The sequence below is a fragment of the Microbispora sp. CL1-1 genome, assembly GCF_012034195.1.
GTDB lineage: Bacteria > Actinomycetota > Actinomycetes > Streptosporangiales > Streptosporangiaceae > Microbispora.
In genome coordinates, this window is the sequence record NZ_JAATEK010000021.1 from 43,561 (window position 1) to 63,609 (window position 20,049).

Consider the following 20,049-nt stretch of genomic DNA (forward strand, 5'->3'; position numbering starts at 1 on the left):
CGCCGCATGGCGACGATCACCGAGGACTTCGAGGACGCAACCCTCAACTTCACCTTCTCCTACAGCGGCGGCACCTGGGCCCGGTCCAATACCACCGCACACACCGGATCGTGGAGTCTGAAGGCGGCCACGATCACCGATAACCAGACGACCACGGCCACCCTGACGCTGCCCGCAGGCGCGCAGACGATCCAGTTCTGGTATCGGGTGTCGTCGGAGAAAGACTTCGACATCTTCCGCTTCTACGTCGGCACCAGCGGCATCGAGACGATCAAGGCGTCCGGCGAGGTCGCCTGGACGCAGTCGGCGGCCATCAACGTGGCCGGGGCCACCTCCGTCAAGTTCGAGTACAAGAAGGACACCGGCGACAGCGCCGGCTCGGACACCGTGTGGATCGACGACATCACGGTCGTCACCACCGGCGGCGCCGGAGAGTCCCATTCCGGAGGCTCGGCCGCCACCGTCACCGCCACCCCGACCGGCGCCGGGAAACCCGCTACCAGCGGCGGCCAAGCCGTCAGTGTCACGGCGGCCGCCACCGGAGCGGGCTCCCCCGCCTATCAGGGTGGTGCGGCGGCCACCGTCAGCGCCGCGGCGTCGGCGGGCGGTGTCCCAGGCGGCCGGGGCGGGGCGCAGGCCTCGATCACCACCGCCGCCACCGGGGCCGGCACACCAGCACTGGCCGCAGGCCAGGACGCCACGGTCACCGCCGCCGCTGATGGTGCCGGGTCGGTGGCCACCGCCGGAGGCGAGACCGCCACGGTGGCCACCACCGCCACCGGGGACGGCGGCCCCGGATTCTCCGGCGGGGGCGAGACCGGCGTCGACGTCGACGCCACGGCGGGCGGTGCGGCTGGGTTCTCCGGCGGATCCGAGGCGGCTGTGGTCGTCGATGCGACCGGCGGCGGCCTCACCGAAGGCACCGGCGACGGCTCCGAAACGAGTGTCACGGTGGCCGCCGAGGGTGCGGGGGCTCCCGGCCCGGCGTCCGGCGCCGAGACCACGGTCACCGCGGCCGCGACCGGTGACGGCCTTCCCAGCATCGCGGGCGGCTCGGAGACCGCCGCGGTGGTGGCCACCGACGGCGCGGGCGTTCCCGCTGTTGAGAGCGGCGCGGCGGCCGGGGTGGCGATCGCCGCCGAGGGGGCGGGTGGCCCAGGGTTCGCCGGAGGATCCGAGGTCAGCATCGGCGTGACCGCGACCGGCGGCGGCACGCAAGGCGACGTCGGCGGCGGCTCCATCGCCGTGGTGGCGGTGACCGCGGCCGGAGACGGCGCTGTGGCCGTCGTCGGCGGCTCGCCGGCGGCCGTCGGCGCGACGGCAACCGGGGCTGGGTTCCCCACCTTCGCGGGCGGGTCGGCCGCCGAAGTGTCCGTCCGCGCTACGGGGGCCCGCCTAGTCGTCGACATCACCGTCGAGATCGGCCCCACGAGGGTGCGTGGGCTGGCCACCGTGGGCCCGACCCGGGTGCGCGAGCGCGTGACCATCGGCCCCACCCGGCGCTCGGCCGAGGTGGGCGGCACCCGCACGAGCACCACGATCGGGCCAACCCGGATCAGCAGAGGAGCATGAGCGTGGCCGAGATGTTCCACACCGGCACCGAGTGGCTGGCGAACACGATCACGATCACCCGGGGCACCGTCGCGGACATCACCACGGTGGGCGTCTACCACAGCCTCGACCCGAACGTGATCCCCGAAGTCGAGGACTTCACCACGGTGCAGCTCGTCGACGGCACCGCACCGGACCCGGATCCGCTCGCGCAGGCCGGCCTCGTCGAGGCCCTGTCGCTGATCGGGCCGCGCAACGGCGACCTGGTGCTCGACCCCGGCGACTGGCAGCGGTTCGTCCTCGTCCAGACCGCGACCGAGGACATCATCCGCAAGATCGACGTCATCACCGTCCTCTGAAAGGGGGGCGCTCATGCGTACAGAGATCCGCGACGGCTGGCTCGTCGTGCCGTACTCCGGGCACGACCTCGCCACGGTGCACATCGCCGTCGCCCAGCGCCCGGCCGAGGAGGACTGGCGGCCGGCGTTCCTGGACTACGTCGGCAGGGAGCGCGTCGCGAAGATCCGACCGCCCGCCTCGTCCGGCCGACAGGTGGCGGTGTGGCTGCGGGTCGGCGACGTCGTGACACCGGCCGGGCGGGTCACGCTCTCGGCATGACCATGCCCGCCGCGGCGGGCCAAACGCGAAGGGGGTCACGTGACGGGCATCCCCGCCGTCGACGTGTTCGTGATAGCGGGCGTCATCGCCGGCGGCCTCGGCCTGCTCGGCGTCATTGGGAAAGCGAGCAGGTGGATGTTGCGGACGATCCGGCGAGTGCAGAACTTCCTCGACGACTGGAACGGCGAACCGGCGAGGCCGGGCGTGGAGGCCCGCCCCGGGTTCCCTGCCCGGCTCGCTGCGCTGGAGGGCGAGGTCGCCAGCGTACGGAAGATCGTCTCCAACGGCCTGTCCACGAACGTCGCGGACATCCAGGCCCGGGTGACCCGCGTTGAGGAGCGCCTGAACGGAGGTCAGGGATGAGCACGGTCGAAGCCGCCCGCCGGGAGCTGGTCAAGCACATCGGCTACCGCGAGAAGGGCACCAACGACACGATCTTCAACCGGGAGTACGGCAAACTGCCGGGCTACCCCGCCGGCGGTTACGGCTACCCCTGGTGCCACTCGTTCGTGTCTGTCTGCCTCAAGCGCGCCGGGCTCAGGCCGGGCGAGGACTTCCCTTGGACGGTCAGCTGCGTGGACGGCGTGGCCTGGTTCAAGAAGCGGGGCCGGTGGGGGAAGACGCCCCGGGCCGGGGCGCTGGTCTACTACGGGCCGCAGGGCGGCACGCACGTGGAGTGGGTCGAGCAGGTCACCGCGACGGAGATCGTCACCATTGGCGGCAACACCAGCGGGTCGCTGGAGGGCCGCTATTTCAACGGGGACGGCGTCTATCGCAAGAGGATCCCCAGGTCCAGCTCCCGCATCTACGGGTTCGGCTACACGATGTACCACGAGGAGGACGACATGCCGCTCACCGACGCGGACGCCAAGAAGGTCGCCAAGGCCGTCATGGCGAGCCTGACGCACAAGGTGACCGACGCCCACTGGGCTGGCCAGCAGGGCATTTTCACCATCGGCCAGCAGCTCGACCCGAAGGCCGGGCTGCGGCAGACCTGGGCGTACGGCAAGGACACCAACGCCAGGGTCCGCAAGCTGGAGAAGACCATCGCCGCCCAGGGGGCGACCATCACCACCCTGGCCGCCGCGCTCGGCCAGGGCGACGAACTGCTCGTCGACGAGTTGGTGGAGCGGATCGGCGCGCGGGTGGAGGCCGCGCTGGCCGCGCACGACGTCGAGCTGCAGGACGACGTCGACGAGCCCGACCCCGAGAACGAGAGCGACGTCGACGACACCCCCGCCCCGGTCGAACCGGCCGAGGGCTAACCCCGCCACGGCGGGCCATCCCCAAGGAGGGGCAATGTTCAAGGTAGGCAGGATCGCCAAGGCGATCGTCTCCGGCGCGTCCGCCGGCCTCGCGGCGCTCTACACCGCGATGGGCGACAACGTCGTGACCACCGGCGAGGGCGTCACGATCGCGCTGGCCGTGCTCGGCGCGCTCGGCATCACGTACGTCGTCCCGAACGCGGCACAGTCCGAGCAGCGCCAGCGGTAGCGGTAGCGGTCTGGCCGTACGGCCAAGCCAGGCGTACCGTAAGGTCACGCCTCGGGAGTGAGCGCCCCCGTCCCCTTCACAGGGGCGGGGGCGCTTTCGTCGTGCTCAAGCTCCTGCCCTGACATGCCGTTGCTGGGTAAACTCACCTCTGCCGGTCCGGTATCCACGCGAACCCGGGGGGATGGTGCGCTCTCAACCCCGGGCGTACCTCGACAGGGGGAAAGCTCGATGCAGCGCCCGGACCGGCCTCTCGGCTGCTCTGCTTTCACGCGACCATGGCCAGCGCCGGTTCGTCCATCGCGGGCCCGCGCGTCACCCAGCCCGTACGAGTCGCGGTGAGCGCGGCGTGCCACATGGCCGGGCGGATCACGCCGTACTGCAGGAGCAGCAGGAACGGCGTGCCGAGCAGCCACGTCGCTATCCGCGCGCCCGGGCGCACGCCCGGCCGGCGGAACGCGTACCGCGAGCCGATGATGTACGTCAGGCCGAGCCAGTAGACGATGCCCTCCCATGGGATCGGCTGGCCCGTGAGCGGCGTGCCGATGATCAGCCACAGGATCGCGATGGGGTTGAGCACCGACATGACCATGGCGTAGATCCGCCAGGCGGCCGGCAGCGTGCGGAGGTTGGCGACCTCCCACAGGGCGTAGAGCCAGTAGCTCCTGTACCACCTGGTGCGCTGCCGGTAGGCGGTGCGGATCGTCTCCGGCATGTCGGTGTAGACCCACGCCTCGTCGACGGCGACGGTCTGGCCATACCGGAGTGCATAGTGCGTGAGGCGGCGGTCGTCGCCGACCGTGCCTGACGAGAGGTAGTCCTCCAGGTTGTCGAGCACGAGATCGGCCCGGTACAGCGTGAGCGCGCCGGAGCACGGGGCGACGACGCCCATCCGGGAGCGCGCGGCCCGCTGGGTGAGACACGCCGAGACCATCTCCAGGTCGAGCAGCCTGGTGAGGAGGTTCTTCGTACGGTTGCGGAGCATCGGCAGGCCGGTCGCGGCCTGGACCTTCGGGTCCGACATGGCGCGCAGGAGATGTCGTACGGCGTGCCGGTCGACCACGCTGTCGGAGTCGACGGTGAGGATGAAGTCGGCGCGCGGTTGCCCCTTGTCCCGCCAGTAGCGCAGCTCGTACAGGATCCTCGCCTGCGCCTCCCGCTTGCCGCCGTTCGGCTGCCGCAGCCAACGAACGCGAGGGTGATACGCCATCCGTACCGGCACGGTCGAGCCGTCGTCGACGACCACGATCTGGTCCGGCGGCCGCGACGACTCCAGCAGTGCCTTGATCGTGGCGTGCAGCGCCTCCGGCACCTCGTTGTACGACGGCACGATCGCCACCACGCGGCCGCGTGCGGCCGGCAGATGCGTGAACCGGCGGGGCGCGACCGTCGAGCCGAGAATCGCGATCAGCACGCCCGACGTCAGCAGGTAGACGCCCATGGACTGCCAACGGCCCGGGTCGCCCAGCAGCGCCCGGAACCCCAGCATCCAGGCGAGCGCGGCCGCCAGGACGACGGCGCCGGCCGCGACGATCCGCGCGGCCTCGGTGTCGCGGCGGTGGCGCCTCACCGCGACCTCCGGCCTCTGGTGGCCACCCGGTAGGCGAGCAGGACGACGAGGACGACGACGGCGGCCGCGGTGAGGGTCCACGACAGGCCCGAGCGGGCGAAATCCGCGTGAATCATGATTTGTCCTTCGGAGGGGGAGAAAAAAGCGCGTCTGACGACGCGCTGATGTCGTTGCTGTGTGGTGGGCGGCCCCGCCGGGTGTTTCCCGTCACCCCCGTGCGGGGCCGCCGCTTAAGAGCCCTGCCGGAGAGGAGCTGACAACACCGGCCCCGGCAGGGCGACCCGCCTGCGCTACGCGGGCCAATGAGCGCAGGCGGGCGGCTCTTCGACGGGTGCGGCGCGGGCCTGCAGGCGGCGCACCACGTTGGCCATCCGGATGAACGCCGCCGCCTCCGTGGGGGTCTCCAGCGTCCCGTCTGGCCATCGGCGGGGTGTCCAGTCCTCCGGCAGCTCCTCCGGCAGCCGCTCCGTCATCACTGCGTCCGCGACGCGATCTCGGTCTGCTCGGTGAGTAGCTCCCGCAGAGCCTTCGGTGAGGCGGCGTGGACGGTCGCCCACAGCCCGGCGCGCATCTGTCTGGGGGTGATCCTCCGCCGGCGGGAGGCATACCAGTCGCCCAGCTCCCCCGCGGTGCCCGTCGCTCGCCACACACTCCACTCGGGGAAGTCGCGCTCGAACGCGCGGCGGTGCTCCAGGTCGGTGTAGGTGTCCACGCTCATGTCAGGCCACTCCCCTCAGTAGCGGTGCGCTGTACGGCTCCCGCCTGCCGGGCGGAGGGGCGTCCGGGTGCCCGGCCCGGACGGCGCGGGCGGCCGCGGCCTCGATCGGCAGCATCGACGCCACGGCGGGCCGGACGCACCGCGCCGGGGCGGGCACCGGGAAGCGCGACGCGAGGCCGAGGCGGCGCCGGATGTCGGCGCGGCGGCGCATCTGCGCGGCGGTCGGCGGCTCGTACAGGTGGTGCGGGTCGCGGGCGAGGCTGGACGCCTGGTGGGCGTACGGCGGGTGCCCGCACCAGCGGCAGCCGAGCGGCAGTGGCGGCCGGGTGGCGGCGTGGCGGACGCGGGTGCGGCGGGTGGTGCCGTCGGCCCATCGGATGGGCGCGGCCGCCGCGGCGGGGGCGCTAGGGTGGTTCATCGGGTCAGGACCTCCATCCTGATCAAGGGCCTGTCGCGGCGGCGCAAACGCAGCGGCGGGCCCGATTTCATGTCTGGGTGCTGTCGGGTTCCCCGATCTCGATCCGGCGCGTGACCCCCGACTCGTCGACGCGCATCTCGATCCGCGGCGCGGCCACGCTGAGCAGCTGCATGCCGTACCCGGTCACCTGCTCAAGGCGGTCGTCTCCGGCGACGTCGACGCCGACTTCTACGGCCACGCGGCCGCCGTCCACCTGGAAGGCCAGGCGCACGGGCGGCCCGTCGGGCGCGTGATCGACGCCGGCGAGGGCGGCGGTGACCATCTCGCTGACGGCGAGCTCGGCCGCCTCGGCGTCGGCTGGTCCGACGGCCCGGGTGACGACGTCACGCGCCAGCAGCCGCGCGGCGGTCGCCGCGGCGGGCACTGGCGGCATCGCCATGGGGTAGTCCACGACCACCGTCCTCGGACACATAGCCTGTACTGACGACTTTCGGAGACGTACTGACATCAACGTCTCCTGAATATGCAGCTTGTCTCACGAAGGGGTGGCCGGTCAAGCTGTACGGACGGATTCGCCCTCGGGGAGCAGGAGCAGCGTGGAGAGCAAGGCCCGATACCTCCAGATCGCCGACGACTTGCGCCGGAGGATCAAGGGCGGCGAGTTCCCGGTGGGCGCGCGTATCCCGTCCCGCGCCCAGCTCGCCGCCGAGTACAAGGTCGCGCCGCCGGTGGCCACCCGTGTGCTGCAGATCCTCGTGGCCGAGAGCCTGGTCGAGTCACGGCCGGGCGCGGGCGCGTTCGTGCTGCCGCCGCCGGAGCGGGTGCAGCTGTCGCGGGCGTGGTATCGGGAGGTGCGCGGCGGCAGCCCGTTCGCCGGCGACATGGAGGCGCAGGGCAAGGCGCCTGGCTGGCGGGTGCATTCCCGCACCGACGTCGCCTCGGCCGACGTCGCGCAGCGCCTGGCGATCGCCGAGGGCGACCCGGTCATGCGGACCGTGTACGTCTACACCGCGGACGGGTTACCGGTGCAGCGCGCGGTGTCCTTCGAGCCGTACGAGCTGACCCGGGGCACGGCGATCGCGCTGCCGGAGGACGGCCCGCATGCCGGCCGCGGTGTGAAGAACCGCATGGCCGTGATCGGCGTGCAGATCACGCGCCGCCGCGAAGGGCTGCACTCGCGCGGCGCGACGGTGGAGGAGGCCCGGGACCTCGGGGTCTCCCCCGGCGCGATCGTCACCGTCCTGCGGCGGACCTACTTCGCCGACGACCGGCCGGTTGAGACGTCCGACATCGTCGCGCCGGGGGATCGTGTCGAGTTCGTCTACGTCCTCGACGTCGACTAGGCCGAGCGGCCGCCCATCACCTGGTCGACGACGTCGACGGCGCGCTGGTCGGCTTCCGGGGTGAGGTGGCCGTAGATGTCGCTCGTCACCGCGATGCTGGCGTGGCCGAGCCGCTTGGACACGGTGTCCAGGGACACGTTCGCGGCTAGCAGCTCGGTGGCGTGGGCGTGGCGGAACTTGTGCGCGGTCGCCGCGGTCTCCAGCGCGTGCTCCTCGGCCAGCTTCACGACCTTCTGCCAGTGGGTCTGCGACCAGCTGGAAGAGGCGAGGATGCCGCCGCGTGCACCACGGAAGATCAGCTCCCGCGACTTGGGGTCGACGCCGCGCAGGCGCCGGGTGAGCATCATCACGACGCTCGCGGGGATGCGGATGGTCCGCAGCGCCTTGTCGCTCTTGCCGTAGACGGCGCGGTACGGCCGCCGCGTCGCCGCGTCCTCCTTGATCGCCCCGGCCACGGTGAGGAGCCGCCGCTCCAGGTCGACGTCACAGGGCCGCAGCGCGGTCATCTCCGCCCACCGCAGGCCTGTGCCCATGGCCAGGGTGACGATGTCCCCGGCGAGGGCCGACACCTGGTAGGCGATCGCGATCCACGTCTGGATCTCCTCGCCGGTGGGCACCTGGTCCAAGGACACGCTGCGGCCGAGCAGGCGCGGCAGGCGAACGTCCACGCAGGGGTTGGACGGCATGTGCGCCTTGTGCTTGCGGGCGGCGTAGGCGAGCGTGGGCGCGATCACCGCCCCGTGGATGTTGTGGATCGTCTTGGGGCTGTAACGGCGCTTCTGGCCCCGCCAGGCGTACGTTCGGCCGCCCATCCAGGTGACCCACGCCTGGATCACGTCCTCGTCGATCTGGTCGATCGTCAGCCCGCCGAGGGGGCCGACCCGGCGCCCGTCAGGCAGGGTGACGATCGCGCCCTGGATGTGGTTCACGTACAACCTGCGGTAATCGGCGATCTGCCGGGCGTCGGCCTTGGTGTGCTGGGCGAGGTAGGCCTCGAACACCGCGGTGAACGTTGGAATCTTCAGGGCCGGCGCGGCGGCCGCGGCCTCCTGGGGGGCGCCCATGCCGTGGCAGCCCTTCGGGTAGCCGTCGGGGCGGCGGTCGCCGGCCGCCTCGACCAGGCCCTTGAAGCGCTTGGCCGTGCGCCGGTCGTAGCAGGTTTCGGAGTCGCGGGCGCCGGTGCGGGTGCCGCCTTCACGCCAGGCGACGCGCCAGCTCTTGACGCCCTTGCTGCTGACGCGCTCTTCGATCGATGCCATGTCGCTCCTTCGGTAGGAGGGGTGACGCGCCACCGTGCCCCCGTGGGTGCCCCCAGGGGCGGAAAGCAAAAGAGCCGCTGACCTGTTCACGCAGGTCAGCGGCTCTTTTTGGTGGCGGTGGAGGTGGGATTTGAACCCACGGTAGGTTGCCCTACACACGCTTTCGAGGCGTGCGCCCTCGGCCACTAGGCGACTCCACCGCGCAGCAGCTTACCGGACGAACACCACTGCGCGTGCATCCGTTTTCTTCCGCCCGCCGGATCAGGCGCGGCGGTCCGAAAAGAACTCGGTCAGCACGGCCGCGCACTCGCCCGCGAGCACGCCCATGACCACCTCGGGACGGTGGTTGAGCCTGCGGTCCCGCAGCACGTCCCACAGCGATCCGGCGGCCCCGGCCTTCTCGTCCACCGCGCCGTACACGACGCGGTCCACCCGGGCGAGGACGGCGGCTCCGGCGCACATCGTGCAGGGTTCCAGGGTCACGACGAGCGTGCAGCCCGTCAGCCGCCAGTCGCCGGTCCGCGCCGCGGCCGCGCGCAGGGCGAGCACCTCGGCGTGGGCCGTGGGGTCGGCGCTCGCCTCGCGGTCGTTGCCCGCCACCGCGAGCACCTCTCCCGGCTCCCCGGAGCCGGGCCGCTGCGGGCCCAGCACGACGGCGCCGACCGGCACCTCGCCGCGCCCGCCCGCCCGTACGGCCTCCGCGAGCGCCAGCCGCATGGCGGCCTCGTACGCGCCGGGCGGCGAGGCGGTCACCGCAGCCGGTCGAGCTCGTCGGCGAAGCCGAGCCGTTCGGCGATGAGGGAGAGGATGTCGGCGGGCAGCACGCCCTCTTCCATGCTGAGCTCCACGAGCTCCTCCGCGCTCAGCGAGAAGTCGGCGAGCAGCTCCAGGTCGCCGACCGGGCGGATGCCGAGGTCGGGCGCGTCCTTGTCGACCACGACGCCGGCCAGCTCGGCGAAGATCTCGCCCAGGGGGTCGTTCTGCACGGCGTGCGCGTCGGAGATGAACACGCGGGGGTCGAGGTCGTCCTCATAACGGATGATCGCGAACCACTCGTCCTCGACCTCCACGCACAGCAGCGCGAGCTCCTCGCCGCTGAGCCCGAGGGCCTCCTGCAGGGCGTCGCTCAGGTCGTCGGCGATCTCGGCCTCGCCGAGATCGACCTCGGCGCCGGCCCAGCGGCCGTCGATGCGGGCGAAACCGGCGGAGAAAAGGTTGGATCTGGAGGGCATTGCCGTCTCCCCAGGTCAGCCGATGGCGGCGTCGACGGCGCGTTCGAATGGCTGGGAGAAGCCCAGCCGCGCGGCGATGCTGGACAGGACCTCATCGGGCAGCAGATCGAGGTCGCCGGACAGCGCGCCCAGCTCCATCTCGTCGAGCCCGAGGTCGGCGAAGATGGACAGGTCCCCGGCGGGAAGGACGCTGTCGAGCTCCTCCTCCTCGGGGACGGGCACGTCGAGGTATTCGAGCACCTGCTGCGCAAGCGGCCACTCCCAGGCGGCCGTGATGTCCGAGAGGAAGACGTCCACCTGCTCGCCGAAGACCCGTAACGCCACGAAGAAGTCATCCCCTACGGCGACCATGCCAATCGTGGTTCCCATGCTGGGGGTCTGGCGGAGGGCGTGGATGAGGCCGTCCAGGTCGGAGGTCAGCGCCACCGGGAGCATCTCCGCTTCCCAGTGGTCCTCCTCGCGATAGACAACGATGGCGAAGTCAAGAGTGTCCACGTCTGTCATCGTCTTCCCCACCGCACGGTCTTCACGCAGGCAATGGTCGCAGAATCGGAGTCGCACCGTATGGCGCTCGCTCCAAATCGTGATCAAAGACTCAGCCGGCGTCGAGGCTTTGCCCAGGAGACGGTAACTTCTGTTCCCATGGAGACCCTCGTCGTCGACCACCCGCTCGTCGCACACAAGCTCACCACCCTCCGCGACGTGCGGACCGACTCGCCGACGTTCCGCCGTCTGGCCGACGAGCTGGTCACGCTGCTGGCCTACGAGGCCACCAGAGACGTCCGGGTCACCGACGTGACGGTCGACACACCGCTCGCGACCACCCATGGCGTACGGCTGGCGCGCCCCGCGCCGCTCGTGGTGCCGATCCTGCGCGCGGGGCTGGGGATGCTCGACGGGATGACCCGGCTCCTGCCGACCGCCGAGGTGGGCTTCCTCGGCATGATCCGCGACGAGTCCACGCTGAAGGCCCAGACCTACGCCACGCGGCTGCCGGAGGACCTGTCCGGCCGGCAGTGCTACGTGCTCGACCCGATGCTCGCGACGGGCGGCACCCTGGCCGCGGCGATCAACTTCCTGTTCGACCGCGGCGCGCGGGACGTCACCGCGATCTGCCTGCTGGCCGCGCCCGAGGGCATCGCCTACCTGGACGAGGCGTTCCGCGGCGGCGACCGGCCGATCCGGGTGGTGACGGCCGCCCTCGACGAACGGCTCAACGAGAACGGCTACATCGTGCCCGGCCTCGGCGACGCCGGCGACCGTCTGTACGGCGTCGTCTGACCTCCCGCCACACCGATTCCCTCCGGGGTGATTCCCGGGGGGTCTGATTTCCCTTCCTTTCCACGTGGTCCGTCCACATCCCACCTGTGGTTACACTACGCGCCCGGTAGGGTACTCAGTGTGATGACGACGTCACCTCGCGCTCTCGCGAGCGGCGCGCCACCAGGGAGAGCGATGATCCAGCATCCGGCCGACGAGCCCTACGAAGAGCTCGAGGCCCTGCTCAGGGACGAGTTCGCGGAGGTGCATCCTCCCGCGACGGTGACCCGGTGTGTTCAGGCGGCCCACCACGGCGCCATCGAGGTCACCGGACAGGCGCATCCCGCGCTGGTCGAGCGCATCGCCCGCAAGCATCTGCGGGTCCTGGCGACCGCCGCGGCGGAGCGGGGCTGACCGTCGTCACGATCACGAAAACCCGTTGGCGATTAGCCGCTTTACCAAACGGGGCGTCTGGGTAATGTATTGGTCATGGGAGTGGTGACGGCGGTGCAGGCGAAGAAAGTCATCAAGTGGACGCTCATCGTGTCGGCGGGCTTCTACCTGCTCACAAGACCGATTGACGCGGCTCACACGGTCCATGGGGCCTTCAACGGGATCATCAACGCGGCCGACTCGATGGCGCAGTTCTTCGCAACCCTGACATGAGACTTGTGACCCACGGGGACTCGGCCCCGTCGTCGGTCAACCGTTACCTCCTCCCCCACGAACAGCAAGTCATCATGGTCCGGCGCCACCCCGCCGTCCTCCTGCGCCCTATCGCCGAGATCTTCGGCGGCCTCATCCTCGCCGGAGTCCTCAGCAAGTTCCTGAGCGACAACGGCGCGAGCCAGGCCCTCGCCCTCGTCTGGTGGGCCTGGCTTCTGCTGCTGGTTCGTTTCGTCTGGAAGGTCGCGGAGTGGTCGGTCGACTACTTCGTCGTCACCTCCCAGCGCATGCTTCTCACCACGGGCCTCATCACGCGCAAGGTCGCGATGATGCCCCTGAGCAAGGTCACCGACATGAGCTTCCAGCGCTCGCTCCTCGGCCGCATGCTCGGCTACGGCGAGTTCGTGATGGAGTCGGCCGGCCAGGATCAGGCCCTGCGCACCGTCCCCCACATCCCCTATCCGGAGACCTTGTACCTGGAGGTCTGCCAGATGATCTTCCCCAGCAAGGACGGGGACGACGACTGACCGAAGGCCCTCCGTCCGATATCTCGACACCGTGATCGAACCTTCATCGTCGTGATTCTTGACGGAGGGTTACACGATTCGGTCGCTTCGTGCCATTATGGCGACACTATTGACCCTTCCCCCGCCCTGAGAGATCAGATGCCGAGTCAGGGAACCATCGGCGACCGCGTCCGCGGATTGCGGTTGAGCAGGCGCATGTCACAGGCCCAGTTGGCCGGACCCGACCTGTCGGACAGTTACGTCTCACTCATTGAGTCCGGAAAGCGGACGCCTACGCCCGTCGTCGCCCGGCTGCTCGCCGAGCGGCTCGGTTGCACCACCGAGTTCCTGCTCCACGGGATCGAACCTCGGCAGCGCATCGACACCGAGCTCGGCCTGCGACATGCCGAGCTCGAGCTGTATCACGGCGATCCCACCGTGGCGGCCGACCGCTTCGGGGAGATCGTCAAGGCGGCGGGTGAGGACAACGCCATGCTGGCCGCCCACGCGCGCCTCGGTGTGGCGCGGGCGCTGGAGGCCCAGGGCCGCATCGGCCGGGCCGTCGAGGCGTACGAGCGGCTGCGCCGCGAGGCCGCCGCGCACCCCGAGCGCCTCGCCGACCTGCCGCTGACGGTGGCGCTGTGCCGCTGCTACCAGCGGGCCGGCGACCGGCTGCGGGCGCGCGACCTCGGCGCCCAGGCGCTCGGCCAGATCGACCGGATCGGCGTGATCGAGGGCGAGCTGGCCACGGAGCTGGCGCTGGCGCTGGTGGAGACCGAGACCGGCCTGCCGTACGTCGAGCGGGTGCTCTCGGCCGCGGGCCCGGCGAACGCGACCGACCGCAGCGCGGAGGTCCTCGCGCTGTGGCAGGCCAGCGTCACGGCGGCCGAGGGCGAGGACTCGGCCCTGGCCGTGCAGCTCGCCGAGGACGCCCTCGCGGCGGGCCGTCCGGTGCGGATCGCCGTGCGGCGCGCCCGCATCGCGATGCACTGGGCTCGCATCACCGCGGCGAATCCCGAAGGCGCCGATTTGGACCGAGCCAACGCTCTGGCGCAGTCCGCGGCGGACGTTCTGGCGGGGTTCCCGGCCGAACGGCAGGATCACGCACGGAGCCTCGTAGTGCTGGGTTTCGTACGGTTCCGGACCGGAGACACGGAATCCGCAGCCGAGCTCGCCGGTCAGGCACTGGATCTGTTGGACGGCGCCAAGGGGACCACCGCGGCGACCGCGAACATGATCCTGGCCGAGATCGCCTTGGCACGGTCCGAAGATCCGGCCGCCGCGCTGGACCGCGCGCACGACCTGCTGGACGGCGAGACGCCCGACCGGGAGACCGCCCGGGCCTGGCGCATGCTCGGCGACCTGTGGGGCCAGGCCGGTGCCCTCGACCGGCAGACAGGGGCATATCGTAGAGCCCTGGAAGCGGTCGGAATCCGCGTGAACATACCGGGCTCCATGACCACGACGGTGCTCGCTCGATAGCCTCCCTGGGGCTCCGGACTTGTGCTGGAGGCTCTGGAATAATGAGGGTCTACCACTCATTCCATCATCGGATGATTGGCAACCCAAAGGAGGCTGACGTGAGCCTGCGGACGGCGCAGCGGGCGTCTCTCGTGGACCAGGTGATCGACCAGCTCAAGGAGCAGATCACCTCCGGCTCCTGGCAGATGAATGCCAAGATTCCCACCGAGACGGTGCTCGCCGAGCATCTCGGAGTCGGCAGGAACACGGTGCGTGAGGCGGTCCGCGCGCTGACGCACGCCGGGCTGCTGGAGTGCCGCCAGGGCGACGGCACGTACGTGCGGGCCACCAGCGAGCTGTCGGGTGCGATGGCCAGGCGGCTGCGCGCGGCCGAGCAGCTGGAGATCCTGGAGGTCCGGCGCGCCCTGGAGGTCGAGGCGGCCCGGCTCGCCGCGACCCGGCGGACCGACGAGGACATCGCGTCGATCGAGGCCGCGCTGGCCGAGCGCGAGAAGGCATGGTCGGGCGGCGACCCCGACGCGTTCGTCGAGGCCGACCTCGCCTTCCACGTGGCCGTCGTCGAGGCCACGCACAACAGGGTGCTGATCGACCTCTACATCGACTTCTCCGCGGCGCTGCGGGCGAGCATCGCGGCGGCCGGCGGCTCCCTGGAGCAGAACTACATCCCCCACGACGCGATCGTGCGCGCGATCGTCGCCGGCGACGCCACCGCGGCCGAGCGGGCCGGTCACGCCTGCATGGAGCACATCCTCATCGCCCTCACCGACTCCGCCGCCATCCCCTCCTGAGCCCCCGCCCGGCGGCGAGCGTGCTCAGCCGAGCCGCAGGGACATGACGAGATAGCGGAAGCCGGGGTCCTCGCCCTCGTCGGTGATCAGCGAGGGGCGGGTCGGCGAGTCCATGTGGATGCGCGCCCGCCCGGTCTCGACCCCCGCCAGCCCGTCGAGCAGGAAGTGGGGCTGGAAGGCGATCTGGATGTCCGGGCCCGCCAGCTCGGCCTCGACGACCTCCGCGCCCCTGCCGATGTCGCCGCCCCCGGCCTGGATCAGCACCTGTCCCTGGGAGAACGACAGCCGGACCGCGGCGTTGCGCTCGGCGACCAGCACGACGCGCTTGACGGCCTCCACGAACGGCGCGACCTCCACGTCGGCGTGGTTCGTCCACTCGGAGGTCAGCCGGGACCGGTAGTCGATGAACTGGTCGTCCAGCAGCCGCACGGTCGTCGTGCGTCCCTGGCTCTCGAAACCCGCCACGTTGTCGCCCAGGCCGATCGCCACCTCGCCGCCCCGCAGCGATCGGGCCACCTCGACCAGCACCCGCGCCGGCACGACCACGCCGTGCCGCGCGTCCTGCCGCTCGGGATGCCACAGGAACTCGGCGGCGGCGATGCGGTAGCGGTCGGTCGCGGCCATCGACACCCGCGGCCCCTCGATGTCAACGCGGATGCCGGTCAGCATGGGCAGCGTGTCGTCGCGGCTCGCGGCGGCGGCCACCTGGTTGACCGCGGTGGCGAACGCGCCGCCGCCCACGGCGCCGACCTTCGGCGGCATCGGCGGGATCACGGGGAAGTCCTCGTCGGGCATCGTGATCAGGCCGAACTCCGTGCTGCCGCAGGTGAGCACCGCCTCCGAGCCGCTTCTGACGATCTCGACAGGCCGGGCGGGCAGGCTGCGGGTGATCTCGGCGAGGACCTTGCCGGGGATCAGCACCCGCCCCGGCTCGGCGACATCGGCCTCGACGTCGGCACGGGCCGACACGTCGTAGTCGAAGGCGGACACCCGCAGGTCGTCACCCGCCTCAAGCAGCAGGCCCGCGAGGACGGGCACGGCGGGCCGGGCGGGCAGCACCCGGGCCGCCCACGCCACCGCGTCCGCCAGAACGTCGCGGTTCACCTGGAATTTCATCCCGACCTCCTGCCTGTGCCACAGCTCGCTCCCAAACGTAGCGGGCAGCACCGACAATCCCGGCGGCGCTACTTGCTGTTGAGGAAGGCGAGCACGGCCAGGACCCGGCGGTTGTCGTCGTCGGAGGGCGCGAGGCCCAGCTTGGTGAAGATGCTCGCGGTGTGCTTGCCCACCGCGCTGTCGCTGAGGAACAGCCGCTGCGCGATCGCGGCGTTCGATCTGCCCTCGGCCATGAGTTCCAGCACCTCGCGCTCCCGGGGAGTGAGGCGGCCGAGCGGTTCGTTGCGCGCGTTGCTCGCCAGGAGCCGGGCGATCACCTCGGGGTCCATGGCCGTCCCGCCGCCCGCGACCCGGCGTACGGCGTCGACGAACTGCTCGCCGTTGAACACCCGGTCCTTCAGCAGGTAGCCCACGCCGCCGGACCCGTCGGCCAGCAGCTCCCTGGCGTACAGCTGCTCGACGTGCTGGGAGAGCACGAGGACCGGCAGGCCGGGCACCTGCCGCCGCGCGGCCAGCGCGGCCTGCAGCCCCTCGTCGGTGAAGGTCGGCGGGAGCCGTACGTCCACGACGGCGACGTCGGGACGCTCGCCGACCAGGGCGGCGAGCAGCTCGGGGCCGGACTCGACCGCCGCGACCACCTCGAAGCCGTGTGCGCGCAGCAGCGCGACCAGCCCCTCCCTCAGCAGATGGAGGTCTTCGGCCAGCACTACACGCACGCGCCGTTCTCCGTTTCCCTGTTCCGCACCGTCGACGCCAGCGCGATGGCCAGCAGGCCGCCGCCGAGCGCAATCATGCCGACGATGACCGGCCACTGGAAGGGCTCGGGCACGTGCAGGGCCAGGAACCACGACTTCACCGGCGATCCCACCAGCTTGAACACCATCGCGACCAGCCCCTGCGGGAACAGCGGGATCGGCCACAGCACCCAGCACAGGCGCCCGAGCAGGCGCCACGGAGTCGTCGGCGCCGGCCGCTGCCGGAACGCCCGGGGCAGTTCGATGACGGCCGTGGTCGGGCCGCCCACGGGGCTGTTCACCGCGAGGACGCCGTCGAAGGCCCCGAGCCTGCGCTCGATGCCGCGCAGGCCGGTGCCGCGCTCGGGATCCGCACCGCCGTGGCCGTCGTCGGTCACCGTCACGCGCAGCGCCGGGCCCTGCGTGCTCAGGTCCACCCACGCCTCGGTCGCGTCGCCGTGCCGGGCGGCGTTGGCCAGCAGCTCGCTGACCGCGAAGTACGCCGCCGACTCCAGCGGCGCGGAGGCGCGCTCGGGCAGGTCGACCGTGACGTGGACGCGCAGCGGGCTGTCCAGGGCGAGGGCGCGTACGGCGTCGCCGAGGCCGCGCTCGGCCAGCACCGGGGGATGGATGCCGCGCACCAGCCGCCGGATCTCCTGCAACGCGGTCGCCGACGCCTCCCTCGCCTTGCCGAGCAGCGCCCGGGCGGCCTGCGGGTCGCTTTCGAGCAGTTGCTCGGCCGCGCCGATCGTCATGCCGATCGCCACCAGGCGGGCCTGGGCGCCGTCGTGCAGATCGCGCTCGATCCGGCGCAGCTCGGCGGCCTGGGAGTCGACCGCCTCGGTGCGGGCGGCGTCGAGGCGGCTGACCCGCTGGGCCAGCCTGGCCTTCTCGGTCGGCCCCAGCAGGGCTGCGGCGAACTGGCCGTGCAGGCGCACGGCCCACGGCGCGTACCAGGGCGCGGCGATCATCGCGAGCAGGATCCAGACCACGCCCATCGCCGCGTTGCCTCCGGCCGCCCACGCGACGCCGTACGCGACCGCGAGCAGCGGTGCGGCGACCACGAAACCGCCGGCCGCCGGCGCGGAGAGCAGGAAGGCGAGGTCGCGCCAGGTGGCGGGGTCCTTGGTCATCCAGTTCCACCGCTTGTTGAAGGCCGGGATCGTGGGCTTCCTGTAGAGGGTGCGGCCGTCGCGATACCAGCCGTCGGCCTGCGGGACCGGCGGGGGCGGCTCGGGCCGGTACGGCTCGTCGATCGCGATGCCCGACCAGCGGGCGGCCAGCACGCGCTGCCGCCGGGTCACGGCCCGCGCGAGCCGTACGGCCGGGGGAAAGACGATCACCAGGCCGATCAGGAAGGTGAGCAGCACCGCGGTCAGCATGGCCAGGCCGGCGGCCAGGCCCAGCAGGGAGAGGCCCGCGAGGGCGGTGCTGCGGGCCAGGGCGGTGAGGGTCGAACGAGGTGCGGCCATGAGTCCAGTCTGGGCGCTGACGCCGGGTGGGCACAGTGGCCGAAGGCGCACGATGGGGGTGGAGGAAAGTGCACCCCCATCGGGTCCACAGCCGCATTCTCCGCGGACCGTCCGATTCCTAGCGTCTTTGCCATGGCAATCATCACCGTGGACCACCTCCGCAAGACGTACGGAACGCGGGTCGCGGTCGAGGACGTGTCGTTCTCCGTGAAGGAGGGCGAGGTCTTCGGCATCGTGGGCCGCAACGGGGCAGGCAAGACGACGACGGTCGAGTGCGTCGCCGGGCTGCGCACCCCCACCGCGGGCACCGTCACCGTGGACGCGGACCTGAAGGAACAGGTCGGCGTACAGCTCCAGGAGTGCTCGCTGCCCGACAAGATCCGGGTCGGGGAGGCGCTGGCGCTCTACGCCTCATTCTACGCCCGGCCGGCCGACTGGCGGGCCCTGGCCGAGGAGGCCGGCCTCGACCTCCGCGCGCCCTTCGGGAAGCTGTCGGGCGGGCAGCGCCAGCGGCTGTCGGTCGCGCTCGCGCTGGTCGGAAGCCCGCGCATCGCGATACTCGACGAGCTCACCACCGGCCTCGACCCGCGCGCCCGCCGCGAGACCTATGACCTGATCGCCCGGATCAGGGAGCGCGGCGTCACCATCCTGCTGGTGACCCACTTCATGGAGGAGGTGGAGCGCCTGTGCGACCGGGTCGCGGTCATCTCCCGGGGACGGGTGCGGGCGGTGGACACCCCCGAAGGGCTGGTCGCCCGCGCCGGCGGCGAGCAGCGCCTGGTCTTCCACACCGACGAGCCGGTCGACGCCCTGCGCGCACTGCCCGAGGTGGCGTCCGTCACCGTCGCCGACGGCGCGAACGGCCCGGAGGTCACCGTCACCGGCACCGGCGAGCTGCTCAGCGCCGTCGCCGCCGTGCTGCCCCCGTCCCGTACGCGTGGCCTGCGCATGGAGCGCACCACCCTCGACGACGCGTTCCTCGTTCTGACCGGCCAGGAGGAGTCATGACGAAAGCATTCGGAAAGCTCGCGGCCGTGGAGGCCCGGCTCTTCCTCCGCGAGCCGATGGCGGTGTTCTTCGCGCTCGTGCTGCCGGTGGGGCTGCTGCTGGCGCTGGGCACGACGATCCCCGCCTTCCGCGAGGCGGATCCCTCGCTGGGCGGGCAGCGGCTGGTGGACGCGCCCTTCACGGCGATGATGGTGCTGCTGTCGGTCGTGACGCTCGGGCTCAGCGTGCTGCCGGCCGGCCTGGTGCTCTATCGGGAGCGCGGCGTGCTGCGGCGGCTGTCCACCACGCCGGTGCGGCCGAGCGCGCTGCTGTCGGCCCAACTGCTGATCAACGTGGTCGTGGCCGTGGTCGCCACCACGCTGACGCTGATGCTGGGCCACCTGGTCATCGGGGTGCCGCTGCCGGGCTCGCCCTGGGCGTTCGCGGGGGTCTTCGTCCTCGGCACGCTCACCATCCTCGCCATCGGGCTGCTGCTGTCCGCCGTCGCGCCGAGCTCCCGGGTCGTCCAGGGGGTGGGCGCGGCCCTCATGTTCCCCCTGCTGTTCCTCGCCGGGATGTGGCTGCCCCGGCCGCTGATGCCCGAGGTCCTGCGCCGGATCAGCGACTTCACCCCCACGGGCGCCTTCGGGCAGGGGCTGATGGACACCCTGGGCGGGCACGCCCCCCAGCCGCTCCACCTCGCCGTACTGGCGGGCTGGGCGCTGGCCGCCGGTCTCGCCGCCGCCCGGCTCTTCCGCTGGGAGTAGCCGATGCGGCCCGTACGGCCCGGCGCCTACCTCACAGGTAATCGCCGGCCGATCGGCGACCGGATAGCGTC

At 71.6% G+C, this 20,049-nt stretch carries 27 protein-coding genes and 1 tRNA gene; 15 read left to right on the forward strand and 13 right to left on the reverse strand.

Annotated features, from left to right (window positions below):
- Positions 1-6: 6 nt before the first annotated feature.
- From HCK04_RS23465 to HCK04_RS23490, 6 genes are read left to right on the forward strand one after another with little or no spacing between them, the layout of a single operon-like run.
- A complete protein-coding gene (locus HCK04_RS23465; RefSeq protein ID WP_142649537.1) occupies positions 7-1,572 on the forward strand; it encodes a hypothetical protein in 1,566 nt (521 codons plus the stop codon).
- A 2-nt stretch (positions 1,573-1,574) separates the two neighbouring features.
- Complete coding sequence (locus tag HCK04_RS23470; protein WP_142649538.1) at positions 1,575-1,910, forward strand: hypothetical protein; 336 nt, start codon at positions 1,575-1,577, stop codon at positions 1,908-1,910.
- Positions 1,911-1,923: 13 nt separating this feature from the next.
- Positions 1,924-2,169 (forward strand): hypothetical protein, encoded by a 246-nt coding sequence (locus HCK04_RS23475; RefSeq protein ID WP_142649539.1) that lies wholly within the window; start codon positions 1,924-1,926, stop codon positions 2,167-2,169.
- Between the two features lie 39 nt (positions 2,170-2,208).
- Complete coding sequence (locus tag HCK04_RS23480; RefSeq protein ID WP_142649540.1) at positions 2,209-2,532, forward strand: hypothetical protein; 324 nt, start codon at positions 2,209-2,211, stop codon at positions 2,530-2,532.
- Positions 2,529-3,434, forward strand: coding sequence for a CHAP domain-containing protein (locus HCK04_RS23485; RefSeq protein ID WP_142649541.1), 906 nt, complete (start codon positions 2,529-2,531; stop codon positions 3,432-3,434). Before HCK04_RS23480 ends, HCK04_RS23485 begins: the two co-directional genes overlap by 4 nt.
- A 34-nt stretch (positions 3,435-3,468) precedes the next feature.
- Positions 3,469-3,663 carry a hypothetical protein gene (locus HCK04_RS23490; RefSeq protein WP_142649542.1) on the forward strand — a complete coding sequence of 65 codons (195 nt, stop codon included), beginning with the start codon at positions 3,469-3,471 and terminating at the stop codon, positions 3,661-3,663.
- 265 nt (positions 3,664-3,928) lie between these two features.
- Here the strand turns inward: HCK04_RS23490 and HCK04_RS23495 are convergent, their stop codons facing one another.
- From HCK04_RS23495 to HCK04_RS23515, 5 genes are all read right to left on the reverse strand, one after another.
- Positions 3,929-5,230 (reverse strand): glycosyltransferase family 2 protein, encoded by a 1,302-nt coding sequence (locus HCK04_RS23495; protein WP_142649543.1) that lies wholly within the window; start codon positions 5,228-5,230, stop codon positions 3,929-3,931.
- A gap of 290 nt (positions 5,231-5,520) precedes the next feature.
- Positions 5,521-5,703, reverse strand: a complete 183-nt coding sequence (locus tag HCK04_RS23500; protein ID WP_142649544.1) for a hypothetical protein — start codon at positions 5,701-5,703, stop codon at positions 5,521-5,523.
- On the reverse strand, positions 5,703-5,948 hold the full coding sequence (locus tag HCK04_RS23505) for a hypothetical protein (RefSeq protein ID WP_185949021.1): 246 nt from the start codon (positions 5,946-5,948) through the stop codon (positions 5,703-5,705). Before HCK04_RS23505 ends, HCK04_RS23500 begins: the two co-directional genes overlap by 1 nt.
- A 1-nt stretch (position 5,949) precedes the next feature.
- Positions 5,950-6,366 (reverse strand): hypothetical protein, encoded by a 417-nt coding sequence (locus HCK04_RS23510; RefSeq protein WP_142649545.1) that lies wholly within the window; start codon positions 6,364-6,366, stop codon positions 5,950-5,952.
- Positions 6,367-6,433: 67 nt separating this feature from the next.
- Positions 6,434-6,817, reverse strand: coding sequence for an ATP-binding protein (locus tag HCK04_RS23515; RefSeq protein ID WP_142649546.1), 384 nt, complete (start codon positions 6,815-6,817; stop codon positions 6,434-6,436).
- A 145-nt stretch (positions 6,818-6,962) separates the two neighbouring features.
- On the opposite strand from HCK04_RS23515, the gene HCK04_RS23520 reads away from it, so the two are divergent.
- Positions 6,963-7,709: a GntR family transcriptional regulator gene (locus tag HCK04_RS23520; RefSeq protein WP_142649547.1), complete on the forward strand. Its 747-nt coding sequence runs from the start codon at positions 6,963-6,965 to the stop codon at positions 7,707-7,709.
- On the opposite strand, the gene HCK04_RS23525 is transcribed toward HCK04_RS23520, so the two are convergent.
- From HCK04_RS23525 to HCK04_RS23545, 5 genes are all read right to left on the reverse strand, one after another.
- Positions 7,706-8,968 carry a site-specific integrase gene (locus HCK04_RS23525; RefSeq protein WP_142649548.1) on the reverse strand — a complete coding sequence of 421 codons (1,263 nt, stop codon included), beginning with the start codon at positions 8,966-8,968 and terminating at the stop codon, positions 7,706-7,708. The genes HCK04_RS23520 and HCK04_RS23525 overlap by 4 nt on opposite strands.
- Before the next feature lie 112 nt (positions 8,969-9,080).
- Positions 9,081-9,168: transfer RNA gene (locus HCK04_RS23530), tRNA-Ser, on the reverse strand.
- Between the two features lie 61 nt (positions 9,169-9,229).
- On the reverse strand, positions 9,230-9,685 hold the full coding sequence (gene tadA / locus HCK04_RS23535; RefSeq protein WP_142649629.1) for a tRNA adenosine(34) deaminase TadA: 456 nt from the start codon (positions 9,683-9,685) through the stop codon (positions 9,230-9,232).
- Positions 9,686-9,717: 32 nt separating this feature from the next.
- Positions 9,718-10,200 (reverse strand): tRNA adenosine deaminase-associated protein, encoded by a 483-nt coding sequence (locus tag HCK04_RS23540; RefSeq protein ID WP_142649549.1) that lies wholly within the window; start codon positions 10,198-10,200, stop codon positions 9,718-9,720.
- Positions 10,201-10,215: 15 nt separating this feature from the next.
- Complete coding sequence (locus HCK04_RS23545; protein ID WP_142649550.1) at positions 10,216-10,704, reverse strand: tRNA adenosine deaminase-associated protein; 489 nt, start codon at positions 10,702-10,704, stop codon at positions 10,216-10,218.
- Between the two features lie 138 nt (positions 10,705-10,842).
- Between HCK04_RS23545 and upp the strand changes: the two genes are divergently transcribed.
- The 6 genes from upp to HCK04_RS23575 all read left to right on the forward strand — a co-directional run bounded on the left by upp (position 10,843) and on the right by HCK04_RS23575 (position 14,902).
- Complete coding sequence (upp, locus tag HCK04_RS23550; RefSeq protein WP_142649551.1) at positions 10,843-11,481, forward strand: uracil phosphoribosyltransferase; 639 nt, start codon at positions 10,843-10,845, stop codon at positions 11,479-11,481.
- A gap of 174 nt (positions 11,482-11,655) precedes the next feature.
- Positions 11,656-11,874: a hypothetical protein gene (locus tag HCK04_RS23555; protein ID WP_142649552.1), complete on the forward strand. Its 219-nt coding sequence runs from the start codon at positions 11,656-11,658 to the stop codon at positions 11,872-11,874.
- Positions 11,875-11,949: 75 nt separating this feature from the next.
- Complete coding sequence (locus HCK04_RS23560) at positions 11,950-12,126, forward strand: hypothetical protein (protein ID WP_168066201.1); 177 nt, start codon at positions 11,950-11,952, stop codon at positions 12,124-12,126.
- On the forward strand, positions 12,123-12,653 hold the full coding sequence (locus tag HCK04_RS23565) for a PH domain-containing protein (RefSeq protein WP_030508643.1): 531 nt from the start codon (positions 12,123-12,125) through the stop codon (positions 12,651-12,653). Before HCK04_RS23560 ends, HCK04_RS23565 begins: the two co-directional genes overlap by 4 nt.
- A gap of 138 nt (positions 12,654-12,791) precedes the next feature.
- The gene (locus HCK04_RS23570) at positions 12,792-14,114 is read left to right on the forward strand and encodes a helix-turn-helix transcriptional regulator (protein ID WP_142649553.1); all 1,323 of its coding nucleotides are present in this window, start codon (positions 12,792-12,794) and stop codon (positions 14,112-14,114) included.
- A 98-nt stretch (positions 14,115-14,212) separates the two neighbouring features.
- Positions 14,213-14,902 (forward strand): FadR/GntR family transcriptional regulator, encoded by a 690-nt coding sequence (locus HCK04_RS23575; RefSeq protein ID WP_142649554.1) that lies wholly within the window; start codon positions 14,213-14,215, stop codon positions 14,900-14,902.
- Positions 14,903-14,926: 24 nt separating this feature from the next.
- Here the strand turns inward: HCK04_RS23575 and dnaN are convergent, their stop codons facing one another.
- The 3 genes from dnaN to HCK04_RS23590 all read right to left on the reverse strand — a co-directional run bounded on the left by dnaN (position 14,927) and on the right by HCK04_RS23590 (position 18,224).
- Entirely contained in the window at positions 14,927-16,018 is a 1,092-nt protein-coding gene (gene dnaN / locus HCK04_RS23580) for a DNA polymerase III subunit beta (protein ID WP_142649555.1), read from the reverse strand.
- Between the two features lie 68 nt (positions 16,019-16,086).
- Positions 16,087-16,734, reverse strand: a complete 648-nt coding sequence (locus tag HCK04_RS23585) for a response regulator transcription factor (protein ID WP_142649556.1) — start codon at positions 16,732-16,734, stop codon at positions 16,087-16,089.
- The gene (locus tag HCK04_RS23590) at positions 16,725-18,224 is read right to left on the reverse strand and encodes a histidine kinase (protein ID WP_205830621.1); all 1,500 of its coding nucleotides are present in this window, start codon (positions 18,222-18,224) and stop codon (positions 16,725-16,727) included. Before HCK04_RS23590 ends, HCK04_RS23585 begins: the two co-directional genes overlap by 10 nt.
- A gap of 132 nt (positions 18,225-18,356) precedes the next feature.
- Here HCK04_RS23590 and HCK04_RS23595 point away from each other — a divergent pair, with 132 nt between their 5' ends.
- Both HCK04_RS23595 and HCK04_RS23600 read left to right on the forward strand, forming a co-directional pair.
- Positions 18,357-19,232: an ABC transporter ATP-binding protein gene (locus HCK04_RS23595; protein ID WP_142649557.1), complete on the forward strand. Its 876-nt coding sequence runs from the start codon at positions 18,357-18,359 to the stop codon at positions 19,230-19,232.
- Positions 19,229-19,978: an ABC transporter permease gene (locus HCK04_RS23600; protein WP_142649558.1), complete on the forward strand. Its 750-nt coding sequence runs from the start codon at positions 19,229-19,231 to the stop codon at positions 19,976-19,978. The genes HCK04_RS23595 and HCK04_RS23600 overlap by 4 nt, the downstream gene beginning before the upstream one ends.
- Positions 19,979-20,049 lie beyond the last annotated feature (71 nt).

Bases quoted from the DNA above. Each gene is read 5' to 3' on its own strand.
- HCK04_RS23490 (WP_142649542.1), top strand. From the start codon at position 3,469: ATGTTCAAGGTAGGCAGGATCGCCAAGGCGATCGTCTCCGGCGCGTCC.
- upp (WP_142649551.1), top strand. From the start codon at position 10,843: ATGGAGACCCTCGTCGTCGACCACCCGCTCGTCGCACACAAGCTCACC.
- HCK04_RS23555 (WP_142649552.1), top strand. From the start codon at position 11,656: ATGATCCAGCATCCGGCCGACGAGCCCTACGAAGAGCTCGAGGCCCTG.
- HCK04_RS23505 (WP_185949021.1), bottom strand. From the start codon at position 5,948: ATGAGCGTGGACACCTACACCGACCTGGAGCACCGCCGCGCGTTCGAG.
- HCK04_RS23600 (WP_142649558.1), top strand. From the start codon at position 19,229: ATGACGAAAGCATTCGGAAAGCTCGCGGCCGTGGAGGCCCGGCTCTTC.
- HCK04_RS23525 (WP_142649548.1), bottom strand. From the start codon at position 8,968: ATGGCATCGATCGAAGAGCGCGTCAGCAGCAAGGGCGTCAAGAGCTGG.
- HCK04_RS23565 (WP_030508643.1), top strand. From the start codon at position 12,123: ATGAGACTTGTGACCCACGGGGACTCGGCCCCGTCGTCGGTCAACCGT.
- HCK04_RS23545 (WP_142649550.1), bottom strand. From the start codon at position 10,704: ATGACAGACGTGGACACTCTTGACTTCGCCATCGTTGTCTATCGCGAG.
- HCK04_RS23475 (WP_142649539.1), top strand. From the start codon at position 1,924: ATGCGTACAGAGATCCGCGACGGCTGGCTCGTCGTGCCGTACTCCGGG.
- tadA (WP_142649629.1), bottom strand. From the start codon at position 9,685: ATGCGGCTGGCGCTCGCGGAGGCCGTACGGGCGGGCGGGCGCGGCGAG.
- HCK04_RS23500 (WP_142649544.1), bottom strand. From the start codon at position 5,703: ATGACGGAGCGGCTGCCGGAGGAGCTGCCGGAGGACTGGACACCCCGC.
- HCK04_RS23590 (WP_205830621.1), bottom strand. From the start codon at position 18,224: ATGGCCGCACCTCGTTCGACCCTCACCGCCCTGGCCCGCAGCACCGCC.
- HCK04_RS23465 (WP_142649537.1), top strand. From the start codon at position 7: ATGGCGACGATCACCGAGGACTTCGAGGACGCAACCCTCAACTTCACC.
- dnaN (WP_142649555.1), bottom strand. From the start codon at position 16,018: ATGAAATTCCAGGTGAACCGCGACGTTCTGGCGGACGCGGTGGCGTGG.
- HCK04_RS23595 (WP_142649557.1), top strand. From the start codon at position 18,357: ATGGCAATCATCACCGTGGACCACCTCCGCAAGACGTACGGAACGCGG.
- HCK04_RS23560 (WP_168066201.1), top strand. From the start codon at position 11,950: ATGGGAGTGGTGACGGCGGTGCAGGCGAAGAAAGTCATCAAGTGGACG.
- HCK04_RS23485 (WP_142649541.1), top strand. From the start codon at position 2,529: ATGAGCACGGTCGAAGCCGCCCGCCGGGAGCTGGTCAAGCACATCGGC.
- HCK04_RS23510 (WP_142649545.1), bottom strand. From the start codon at position 6,366: ATGAACCACCCTAGCGCCCCCGCCGCGGCGGCCGCGCCCATCCGATGG.
- HCK04_RS23540 (WP_142649549.1), bottom strand. From the start codon at position 10,200: ATGCCCTCCAGATCCAACCTTTTCTCCGCCGGTTTCGCCCGCATCGAC.
- HCK04_RS23570 (WP_142649553.1), top strand. From the start codon at position 12,792: ATGCCGAGTCAGGGAACCATCGGCGACCGCGTCCGCGGATTGCGGTTG.